At 47.0% G+C, this 11,805-nt stretch carries 6 protein-coding genes and 4 pseudogenes; all 10 read right to left on the bottom strand.

Annotation, left to right across the window (positions count from 1 at the left end; all coding sequences use genetic code 11):
• Nucleotides 1–92: 92 nt before the first annotated feature.
• Nucleotides 93–1,226, bottom strand: a complete 1,134-nt coding sequence (rffA, locus tag CRI63_RS19210) for a dTDP-4-amino-4,6-dideoxygalactose transaminase (RefSeq protein WP_130206905.1) — start codon at nucleotides 1,224–1,226, stop codon at nucleotides 93–95.
• Nucleotides 1,223–1,775, bottom strand: a pseudogene (gene rfbC, locus CRI63_RS19205) (dTDP-4-dehydrorhamnose 3,5-epimerase). The gene rffA and the pseudogene rfbC overlap by 4 nt, the downstream one beginning before the upstream one ends.
• 4 nt (nucleotides 1,776–1,779) lie before the next feature.
• Entirely contained in the window at nucleotides 1,780–2,658 is an 879-nt protein-coding gene (gene rfbA, locus CRI63_RS19200) for a glucose-1-phosphate thymidylyltransferase RfbA (RefSeq protein ID WP_105280193.1), read from the bottom strand.
• A gap of 59 nt (nucleotides 2,659–2,717) precedes the next feature.
• Nucleotides 2,718–3,618, bottom strand: a pseudogene (rfbD, locus tag CRI63_RS19195) (dTDP-4-dehydrorhamnose reductase).
• Nucleotides 3,618–4,704, bottom strand: a pseudogene (gene rfbB, locus CRI63_RS19190) (dTDP-glucose 4,6-dehydratase). Before rfbB ends, rfbD begins: the two co-directional pseudogenes overlap by 1 nt.
• 374 nt (nucleotides 4,705–5,078) lie before the next feature.
• Nucleotides 5,079–5,972 (bottom strand): UTP--glucose-1-phosphate uridylyltransferase GalF, encoded by an 894-nt coding sequence (gene galF, locus CRI63_RS19185; protein ID WP_000183029.1) that lies wholly within the window; start codon nucleotides 5,970–5,972, stop codon nucleotides 5,079–5,081.
• A 174-nt stretch (nucleotides 5,973–6,146) separates the two neighbouring features.
• Nucleotides 6,147–7,541: a colanic acid biosynthesis protein WcaM gene (gene wcaM, locus CRI63_RS19180; protein WP_135520468.1), complete on the bottom strand. Its 1,395-nt coding sequence runs from the start codon at nucleotides 7,539–7,541 to the stop codon at nucleotides 6,147–6,149.
• A gap of 10 nt (nucleotides 7,542–7,551) precedes the next feature.
• Nucleotides 7,552–8,774 (bottom strand): annotated as a pseudogene (wcaL, locus tag CRI63_RS24000) (colanic acid biosynthesis glycosyltransferase WcaL).
• A complete protein-coding gene (wcaK, locus tag CRI63_RS19165; protein ID WP_130221817.1) occupies nucleotides 8,771–10,051 on the bottom strand; it encodes a colanic acid biosynthesis pyruvyl transferase WcaK in 1,281 nt (426 codons plus the stop codon). Before wcaK ends, wcaL begins: the two are co-directional and overlap by 4 nt.
• Nucleotides 10,052–10,325: 274 nt before the next feature.
• Entirely contained in the window at nucleotides 10,326–11,804 is a 1,479-nt protein-coding gene (wzxC, locus tag CRI63_RS19160) for a colanic acid undecaprenyl disphosphate flippase WzxC (RefSeq protein ID WP_089703468.1), read from the bottom strand.
• Nucleotide 11,805: the final 1 nt, after the last annotated feature.

Here is an 11,805-nt window from a genome sequence, read left to right as displayed (position 1 = left end):
TAAAATCTTAACTTGTTTATTCATAAACCATACTTCATAATATAGACTTCCTCCAGAGCATAAAGTGGTGGTTATAATACCACCACTTTATTTCAAGCATTTTTTTTAAAGAATTCAGTTATCTTTTCCGAAATATAGTTAACCTGCTTACTCTCCAACTCATAATACATTGGTAGTCTGAGCAAACAATCTGAAAATTTGTCACTATTTTTCAAATTAACCTTTTCATTTTGTTTAATATAGTATTCACTTTTATTTAATGATAGGTAATGAAAAACAGAATGTATTTTGTTTTCTTTAAGGTAAGAGATAAGTTCAGAGCGTTTTTTAAGATCATGGCACAGTATATAAAACATATGTGCATTATTGGTTGCGTATTCTGGTATTTTAGGAAGTTGAATATATCCAGAACTAGCCAAATCATTTAGGTTACTATAGTATTCATTCCACAATTCCTTTCGTTTATTTTGAATGGTTTCAATATTCTCCAATTGCGCATAAAGATAAGCGGCTATTATATCCGATGGAAGAAAAGAAGAACCTATATCAACCCATCCATATTTATTGACTTCCCCCCTGAAGAAAGAGGCGCGATTAGTTCCTTTCTCTCTGATAATTTCTGCTCGATGAGAATATTCACCATCATTTAAAACAATTAATCCTCCTTCTCCTGATATTATATTTTTGGTCTCATGAAATGAAAATGTCCCAAATGTACCAATACTGCCTAGCGGTCTATCTTTATAATATGAATCAATTGCCTGGGCAGCATCCTCAACAATATGAATCCCGTATTCTTTAGCAATTTCTAAAAATCTATCCATATCGCATGCTACACCTGCATAGTGCACAACGATTATTGCTTTTGTTCTATTTGTGATAAGTTTACTCGCAGATTCTGGGTCCATATTTGGATTATCATCATAACTATCAGCAAAAATTATTTTTGCACCTCTGAGAGCAAAAGCATTTACAGTTGAAACAAAGGTATAAGCAGGTGCTATAACTTCATCGCCAGGCTTGATATCTAACAGAATTGCTGCCATTTCCAGCGCGTCTGTGCAGGAAGTAGTCAAAAGCGCTTTCTGAAATCCGTATTTTTCCTGAAAAAAATCATGACATTTTTTTGTAAAAATTCCATCACCTGAGATCTTACCATTCGACACAGCTTCTGAAATATATTTCAACTCATTTCCATGAAGATACGGTTTATTAAAAGGTATCATCTGCATTCCTTATTCTCCAAAAAAAAATCAGCATTTTTATCTTTATCCGATAGGATAAGTTCATTACTTTTTATTGGCCAGTCAATATTCAATATAGGATCATTCCATCTGATACAACCTTCGGCACTTGGCATGTAATAATTGGTCGTTTTTATATAGAAATTCGGCCTCTTCACTAATTACTACAAAACCATGAGCAAAGCCTTCGGGTATCCATAATTGTTTTTTATTTCGCGCTGAAAGGAATACACCAACCCATTTACGGAATGTACTTGAGTCAGGACGTATATCAACAGCGACATCATAAACTTCACCTTTAACACAGCGAACTAATTTTGCCTGAGAATAAGGTTTAATTTGAAAATGCAATCCTCTTAAAACACCTTTAACTGATTTCGAATGGTTATCCTGAACAAACTCAACCTTACGCCCCACTGCCTCTTCGAATACTTTCTGATTAAAGCTTTCCATAAAGAAGCCACGTTCATCCCCAAAGACTTTTGGTTCAAAAATCAGCACATCAGGAATTTCAGTTTTAATTACATTCATTTTATTAATACCCTTTAATCATTTTGAGCAGATACTGACCATAAGCATTTTTCTTCAACGGTTCGGCTAATACTTTCACCTGCTCAGCATCAATAAATCCTTTACGATAAGCAATTTCTTCCGGGCAAGATACTTTTAATCCCTGACGCTCTTCAATTGTTGCAATGAAGTTACTTGCTTCAATAAGGCTTTGATGCGTCCCTGTATCCAGCCATGCATAGCCACGCCCCATCATTGCGACAGACAAACGTCCTTGTTCCATATAAATACGGTTAATATCGGTAATTTCCAGTTCGCCACGGGCAGAAGGCTTAAGGTTTTTCGCCATTTCCACAACGTCATTGTCATAGAAATAAAGCCCAGTAACCGCATAGTTACTTTTTGGTTCCAGCGGTTTTTCTTCCAGGCTAATTGCCGTACCGTTATTATCAAACTCCACGACACCATAGCGTTCAGGATCATTAACGTGATAAGCAAATACCGTTGCACCGCTTTCTTTGTTAACCGCAGCGTCCATTAATTTTGGCAAGTCGTGTCCATAGAAGATATTATCTCCAAGCACGAGTGCACAATCATCGCCACCAATAAAGTCTTCACCAATGATAAACGCTTGCGCCAGGCCATCCGGACTCGGTTGTACTTTATACTGTAGATTAAGCCCCCACTGGCTCCCGTCCCCCAACAATTGTTGGAAACGCGGTGTATCCTGTGGCGTACTGATAATAAGAATATCGCGAATACCCGCTAACATAAGCGTTGAAAGCGGATAATAAATCATCGGTTTATCATAAATCGGCAGCAGTTGTTTACTTACTGCCATCGTCACAGGATAAAGACGAGTGCCGGAACCACCAGCCAGAATAATACCTTTACGCGTTTTCATTTCACCATTCCTTTTAATTCATCCCGCTCTGGCATCATGAGCGAGATGCAAAAAATTTGTTAAATTGCCGTAGTCGTAAATAATTCGTTGAGCATTCGTTTCACGCCCACCTGCCAGTCAGGCAAGACAAGCGCAAAGTTCTGCTGAAACTTTTCTGTATTGAGGCGAGAGTTATGGGGTCGACGGGCTGGTGTGGGATAGGCCGTTGTTGGCACGGCGTTAAGTTTGTTAAGAGCAAGGTTAATCCCTGCTTTGCGCGCTTCTTCAAATACCAGAGCGGCATAATCGTGCCAGGTTGTTGTACCGCCAGCAACCAGATGGTACAAACCAGCAACTTCTGGTTTGTCTACTGCCACGCGAATGGCATGAGCGGTGCAATCAGCCAGCAATTCGGCACCTGTTGGTGCGCCAAACTGATCGTTTATCACAGCCAGTTCTTCGCGCTCTTTTGCCAGACGCAACATTGTTTTGGCGAAGTTATTTCCTTTACCTGCATATACCCAGCTGGTACGGAAAATAATATGCTTCGCGCAATGTTTCTGTAACGCTTTTTCTCCGGCTAGTTTAGTTTCACCATAAACATTCAAAGGTGCTGTTGCATCCGTCTCCTGCCACGGTATTTCACCGGTTCCCGGAAATACGTAATCAGTAGAGTAGTGAATAACCCAGGCGCCGACTTCATTGGCTGCTTTTGCAATCGCTTCGACACTTGTCGCGTTAAGTAATTGTGCAAATTCCGGTTCTGATTCCGCTTTGTCTACTGCAGTGTGAGCAGCCGCATTAACAATAACATCAGGGCGAATTTTTTTTGACAGTTTCAGCTACACCTTCGGGATTACTAAAATCACCACAATAATCAGTGGAGTGAACATCAAGAGCAATCAGATTACCCAGCGGTGCCAGAGCACGCTGTAGTTCCCAACCTACCTGCCCTGTTTTGCCGAATAGGAGGATATTCATTACTGGCGGCCCTCATAGTTCTGTTCAATCCACGATTGATAGGCGCCACTTTTCACATTATCAACCCATTTTGTATTGGACAGGTACCATTCCACTGTCTTCCGAATTCCGCTCTCAAACGTTTCTTGCGGTTTCCAGCCCAATTCACGGCTAATTTTATCGGCATCGATTGCATAACGGCGATCATGCCCTGGGCGATCAGCAACATAAGTAATTTGCTCACGATAAGATTTCTCTTTCGGGACTATCTCATCCAACAAATCACAAATAGTCAGCACAACATCGATGTTTTTCTTTTCGTTGTGTCCGCCAATGTTATAGGTTTCACCCGCTTGACCTTCAGTAACTACGGTATACAACGCTCGAGCATGATCCTCTACATACAACCAGTCGCGAATTTGATCCCCTTTGCCATAAATAGGTAATGCCTTACCTTCCAGTGCATTAAGAATAACCAATGGAATAAGCTTTTCCGGGAAATGATAAGGACCATAGTTGTTCGAGCAATTAGTCACAATTGTCGGTAAACCATAAGTACGTTTCCATGCACGAACCAAATGATCGCTTGACGCTTTAGAAGCAGAATATGGGCTACTTGGCGCATATGCTGTCGTTTCCGTAAATAACGGCAACGTTTCATTGCTATTTACTTCATCCGGATGGGGTAAGTCACCATACACTTCATCAGTAGAAATATGATGAAAGCGGAAGTTTTTTTTCTTTTTCATCATCCAGGCCAGACCAATAATTGCGAGCTGCTTCTAAAAGTACGTAAGTACCTACAATATTAGTTTCAATGAATGCCGCCGGGCCAGTTATTGAGCGGTCAACGTGGCTCTCAGCCGCCAGGTGCATCACCGCATCTGGCTGGTGTTGTGAAAAAATACGAGCCATCGCTGCGGCATCACAGATATCTGCATGCTCAAATGAATAACGTTCAGAATCAGAAATTTCAGCGAGCGATTCCAGATTTCCGGCGTAGGTTAATTTATCGACATTAACAACACTATCTTGCGTATTATTTATTATGTGACGAACAACAGCAGAACCAATAAATCCTGCGCCACCAGTAACAAGTATCTTCACTTTTTTTATTCCATATAGCCAGAGAGCATGCTGTGAAATAGACTGCTCCAGATTTGATTAATAGATGCATTAATGCACGCTACCGCCCCTGGCTTAACAGCTACCAGAGCACTGCGTACATTTCCACGATGTGACGAGCGTAACCCACTCGTGCCAAATCCGAAAAAATTCAAACGCTAATTGTCTTACCAAACAGCGGTAGAAACAAGGAAAATCCTGGAAAAATTTGAACTATGATTGCAAGCTAACATGCTGTTTTTATTGTATTTATAAAAACGACAACGGCAGTGAGATTCAATGAGCAAAACTTATGCTACGAATCTTCACTGCCGTTTTTAATTTCTTACTGACCGACACTTCCAGTCAGGAATTTGTTACTCGCTTAACAACTTCTCAATGCCTTTGCGGAACTTAGCGCCTTCCTTCAGGTTACGCAGTCCATACTTCACAAACGCTTGCATATAACCCATTTTCTTACCACAGTCGTAACTGTCCCCAGTCATCAGCATTGCGTCAACTGCTTGTTTTTTTGCCAACTCAGCAATGGCATCAGTCAGCTGAATACGTCCCCATGCTCCAGGTTGAGTACGCTCCAGTTCAGGCCAAATATCGGCAGAAAGCACATAACGCCCTACAGCCATGATGTCTGAGTCCAGGGTCTGCGGCTGATCCGGTTTTTCGATAAATTCAACAATGCGGCTGACTTTGCCTTCGCGATCAAGCGGATCTTTGGTCTGGATGACGGAGTATTCAGAGAGATCGCCCGGCATGCGTTTTGCCAGAACCTGGCTGCGGCCAGTTTCATTGAAGCGCGCAATCATTGCGGCCAGATTGTAACGCAGCGGATCGGCACTGGCGTCGTCGATAACAACATCCGGCAGCACCACGACAAACGGGTTATCGCCAATGGCTGGTCTGGCGCACAAAATGGAGTGGCCCAGACCTAAAGGTTCCCCCTGACGCACGTTCATAATGGTCACACCTGGCGGGCAGATAGATTGTACTTCCGCCAGAAGCTGGCGCTTCACGCGCAGTTCAAGGAGAGATTCTAATTCATAAGATGTATCGAAGTGATTTTCGACTGCGTTCTTGGACGCATGAGTTACCAGGAGGATTTCTTTGATCCCTGCAGCCACAATCTCGTCAACAATGTACTGAATCATTGGCTTGTCGACGATCGGTAGCATCTCTTTAGGAATCGCCTTAGTTGCAGGCAACATATGCATCCCAAGACCCGCTACAGGAATAACTGCTTTTAAATTCGTCATTATTTCATCCACCTGTAAAATGGTTGCTGAATTATAGCTTGTTCGATTTTTTTCGCCAGCATCAATTCCCCTGAATTGATTACTGATTTACTTCCGATGTTACGCCGCTTCGCTCAAGATTGCAGTAGCGTTATTCCTAAGTATGGCTCTATTTTTCCAGGAATGGTCGCAAATCTACCTGCCCCGTTCCGGCAGCTTAAAGTTAATATTTTCCACATTAACGACATGGTGATTAATCCTGTCGATATCGACTGAACTTTGTCCTTTTTCATTCACCGCATGAACATTTACCAGCGACAGTAGCGTCTCGTTCTTTGCCATAAAGACACCACGAACGTCCTTTCGCAGGTCGAAATTCATGGTCAATGCCGGCCCCTCAGTGGATTCTTGCATTACGTTGATATTACGCATAAAAATGTGTTGCGGCTTGTTGTGAAGCTCCAGCGAAGCACGCTTCATTTCAATGTTGGTCAACGCCACGAATGAGACGGCATTCCCTGCGGAAATTTGGATTCCGCGCAATTTCCAGGCAAGGTTAGTGTTATCAAGATGAATATTATTCAATCTGAAGTTTTGTGGTATTGAGAGATACTTACCTTTAATGACTCCGTAACCGATTAACATTCCGGCACTATTGGTCATTTTTATATTGTCAATAACAAAGTTATCACATCCATATATCGCTACCGTGGCGTTATCAATACCCGCTTTCTTGCTGAAAGCGGGCGTAATATTATGAGCCTTGATATTACGAATGATGAAGTGTTTGCCGTTCTCAACATGAATCAACTGCCGACAATCCGATCCCGTGATATTCGCCACGACAAAGTTTTTAACCGACTGGTCTTCCGGGTAGTTATTATCGTAAGTACTTCCTGCCAGTCCTATGCCAATACCCCAGTTGATTTTGCCATTAGTACAGTTGATGCGCTCGATGACATGGTCGGATATCAAAATATCACTGTCGTTAATCGCCACGTTCCATTCGATGGCGTCGCCCTGTAAGTCGCTGAACTTACAATTGGTGATGTTGGCACCGATAATCTGGTTATGAAATCCCTGGCGTAAGATGGCGTAATTAGCGTGGCTAACAGTCAGGTTATCGATAGTCAGGTTGCGCATGACACGTTTATTTTTGCCGCCGATATAAATCTGCGTTACCGGGCCATAGCCGCTCATCGCCAACCCTTTGATGATGCAGTCAGAACCGCGCACATCCAGGGTGATGTTATGCATACTGCCGCCCTTCTCCCCTGTCACCTGGCTGCCGTCCTGTAAGACAAATCGCCCTCTGCCGTTGCCGCGCAGGCTACCGAGGAGGTGTAACGTTTTGCCGGGAGGGATGAAGATGCCGGTGTTGATATTTTCACACACCAATCCGGCAGTGACGACGACCGTTTGCCCTTCACTAAAAGCTTGTTTAAATGAGGCGATCCAGTCGTGCGGATTGTAATCGTTGATATTAACGCTTGGTCGGGCAGGAAGTGCGCGGGCGAAGGGGGTATGGAGGAAGGCAAGCGCCGAGCTTGCCGTCAGGAAGGTGCGTCGGGAGAGTTTTTTAAATGACATGCGTTCTCCTCTATAAAGCTTGCAACAAGCTGGCGAGTTCTCGGTTAATCACCTGCTGGTTAAAATCGTGTTCAACTTTTTCGCGCGCGCGTTTGACGACCGGAGCCAGTTCGTCGGTGTCCAGTTGGCTAAACGCCGCCAGACGTTGCGCCAGTGCACAGGCATCGTTCTCAGGCACCAGCCAGCCGGATTTATCGGCCTCTACCAGTTCCGGAATTCCGCTATGCAGAGTAGAAACCACCGGAATGCCGACCGCCATCGCCTCCATCAGCGCCACCGGAATGCCTTCCATATCGCCATCCGCACCCGTTACCGATGGCAACAGGAAGACATCCGCGTCGTCGAGCATCGCCTTCACTTCATGGCTCGGTTTAAAGCCCGGCATCTCTACCACATCTTCCAGTTGATATTGTTCGATGAGCGTGCGCAGGCGTCGTTCCCACGGGCCAATGCCGAGGATGCGATAGCGAAATGCCACACCCTGCTCTTTCAACTGACGGCAGGCTTCGATCGCCACATGCAGGCCTTTTTTTCTCGGTTAAGCGTGCGACGGAAATGATTTCCAGCGGCGTTGCGGGCGCTTTCACCGGACGCGGGCTAAAACGCGTCATGTCCACGCCCATACGCGATACGGCAATTTTTTTCCCTCGGGCAGCCCATTTTTTGCAGCCTTCCGGCCCACAGATTACTTATCGGTAACATCAGGTCGCCACGGCGAAACAGTTGCTGATATTCGGGAGTGTAATGGTTGAGCACTTCCCGACTGGAAATATCAATGCCGTGGAAAATAGTGGCAATTTTGCCGCGAATGACACCCAGTTCGCGTAGTTTTGCTGCGGTAACCCCCGCTGGGCCAAAATGAGCGATAAAGACATCGGCATGAAGCGGTGTTGCGACCTGGCCGCAAATGGCAGACAAAATCAGGTTCCGCGACTCGGCACCATAGCGTTTGAGGTTGAGCGCCTGCCAGGTATTTTTACGATGAATGCCGCGCAAGGTCTGACTGGCGCGGTGGCGCAGTTTCGCCACTTTGCCCGTAGGTTCGTCCTGTAACCAGCGGGTTCTGGCGGCAAGGTTATATTTCGTCCATGCCGAGTGGGTGTTCTGGGTGTCGCCTTTTTGCAGCGCGACAATCTCCACCTCAAATCCCATATCAATAAATGCAGTGATTTGGTTGAGAACGAAGGTTTCCGACGACAGCGGAAATTTCAGTAAAAAGAAGCCGACCTTCATTTCGCCTCCCCGATGCGCTCAAGCACAGATTGCACCATCTGCATTCCCGTCTGACGTTCGCGACTGACGGCTTCGTTAAGTCGCGCGTTCAGCGCCGGAAGCTGGCCTAAGGTATCCGCAACCATCGCTTGCAGGCTGTCGTCTAATAAATGACGGATATCAATTGCCATCTCTGGCAGCCCCAGCTGCTGCATAATCCCGGCGGATTTATGTTCGTAGTTGATGGCAATCGCCGGAGTGGCAAAGTTCATTGAGATAATGGCAGAGTGCAGGCGCGTACCGACGGTGAGTTCACAGGCACCAAGAATTTTGCCCATTTCCAGGTCGTTGAGTTCATCCATCACTACGTGATAACGGGCAGGATCGCTGATGTGCTGGCGCAGATTGAGCGCCACCATGCGGTCGTCTTTGTTATAGCTGTCGATACCCGTACAGGTGGAGAGCGCAATGACCTGATACCCTTCGTCGAGAATGCGATTGACCACCCCGGCAAAAGCTTTTTCATACGCTTGTTGAGTGGTGCCGAGACGTTTGTCGAACGGTGCCAGTTCGCGCAGGGTAATTGCCACCGTTTTCTGTTGTGCGGCAACGTCCAGCCAGTGTTGAACGGCATAGCTGGCGGTAAAGTCTTCTGTGTGGTGATCGACCAGCCACGCGGTATCAACGCCATGTTCCACTTTTGCGGTAGTGATATTGCTGCGTTTCATCAGATCGAGACTGACCGATTCGCGCAGGATCAGCGCGTCGCAGTGACCAAAAACATAGTTCGCCAGTTGGTTAAATTGCTCATCCTGGAAGGGGCCGACGCTGTGACCAATCATAAACAGCGGCTTTTTCGCCATAAACGTGCAAAGTGCGTGTTCAAACTGCGGCACGCCGTAGAGATCGACAAAAAACGATCCGCCGACCTGAATAATGGCGTCGTAACCTGACAGCAGGCGCACGAAGTCGGTGAATCCCTGGGCGATGGCGATATTACGCAGCTTGCCAGTGTCGGTGACGCGTGAGAGCAATACCTGATGCTGGTAGCGGCGACGGAGGACTTTTTTAACGCGCCCGACAACGCCCGCCGCGCTGTTGTGTTGTTTCATTTGCAGGAACAGCGGATCGCCCATTACCGGGCGGTTGAGCAGCCAGGAAGAACTGACAGGATAGCGGCTCATCACGTCCACTTCGGCGTGTGGATTGAGGATGTTGATGGCATCAAGTAAGCCGCGCAAGATGGCGCTGTCGCCACGATTGCCGCAAGTGTGGTTGCCCAGAATAAGTAATTTCATTTTTTCCTCATAAATTTGATGCCAGGTGAGGCTGTGTTTGTTGTGTTCGTTGCCGCTTTTTGCCTGATGCGACGCTGACGCGTCTTATCAGGCCTACAAGTCCCGAGCCCTGAACCGTAGGACGGATAAGGCGTTCACGCCGCATCCGGCATTCAGTGCCTGATGCGACGCTGACGCGTCTTATCAGGCCTACAAGATCCGAGCACAGAACCGTAGGCCGGATAAGGCGTTCACGCCGCATCCGGCAACCGTTGTCGGAACCGAAAACAACAACTCACCCCGCCCGTAAAAGCATTTTCATTTTTTCGCTGCGACAAAACTGACGCTTCACTTCCACCACCAGCGGATGGCGCGACAGCACAATCATCACTACAAACGCCAGCACGCCCGCGGCTATTTGCACCGCCAGCAGCATCCCCAGCGCCAGTTGCCCTTTCAGCACAATGCCCAGCGCATAACTGACCACCAGCGTCGGCAGCGAGAGATAAAACGGCAGCCACAAACTCAGGATGTACTGGCGATAACTGGAACCGAGCACCGGTTTAATCATCACGAAGTAACTCAGAATGGTGTTGATAATCTGCACCAGCAGGAAACCGAGCGTGACGCCGATTGCGCCCGCCATCTGCCCACCAATAACAATCGCCGGAATAAACAGAAATGTTTTGAATACGTTGAATTTAAAGCTGATATCGACCCGCGCTTTCGCCATCAGCAGCGAACCAATCGGGTTACCCACCGAACGCAGCAGCCCCACAATACACAGCAATTGCAGCACCGGAATAATACTGTTCCACTTTTCACCAAAGACCAGCGGTACAAAGTTATTCGACACCACCATCAGCCCCAGCAGCGCCGGAAAGTTGATAATCCCCACCACCGACAGCAACTTGTAGAAGTTGACGCGCAGCTTTTCGGTGTCGTCCTGAATTTTGGCAAACGCCGGAAACAACACGCGGGTGATGATGGGGTTCAGCTTCATCGGCGGCACAACGGCCACGTTGTACGCCAGGTTGTATCCCCCTGCCACGCCCGCGCCGAGAATACGCGCCAGCACCAGCGTTGAAAGGTTAGTGTTGAGATAGTTGATGATACTGTCCGCCGTCAGCCAGGCACCAAAGCGTAAGTTCGGTGCAACCGACGCCAGCGAGAAATGCAGACCGGGGCGATAAATTTTGCGGCCAAAGTAGCCAAACAGCAGCGTTCTCACCGCACTATTGACCAGATAACCGAGGATCGCGGTCATCGCCAGCGGCCAGAAATGGGCGCTAACCACCGTAAAAGTAAAGCCCGCCAGCACCGCGCTGGTTTCGATCATGCCGATTTTGTTGAACTCCAACTCCTTCTGCATCAACGCGCGGAACTGCTGCCCGTGGGGGATCACCACAAACGCCAGCGACAATGTTTTAATCAACGGCGCCAGATCCGGGTTATTCAGCACGTCGCCGATGACATCACTCAACAGAAACACCGCCACGCACACCACGATCCCCAGCCCGACGTTCAGCCAGTACAGCGTGGTGAGTTCCAGGTGGCTGATTTCTTTTCGCTGAATAATGGAGTTAGCGATGCCGAAGTCAGAAAGCGTATCTGCCAGCGCGATAATCACCAGCGACACGGTAAGCAAACCGAACTGGTGGTTATCGATAATCCGCGCCAGCACGGTCATCTGCACCAGCCCGAGGCCGATGATGATTACCGTGGCAATCGCCGACCACTTCGCGCCGCTGATGGTTTTTTCACGTAAGCTCATA

The organism is Escherichia sp. E2661, assembly GCF_004745185.1.
Lineage (GTDB): Bacteria > Pseudomonadota > Gammaproteobacteria > Enterobacterales > Enterobacteriaceae > Escherichia.
This window is presented reverse-complemented; position numbering and strand designations above follow the sequence as displayed.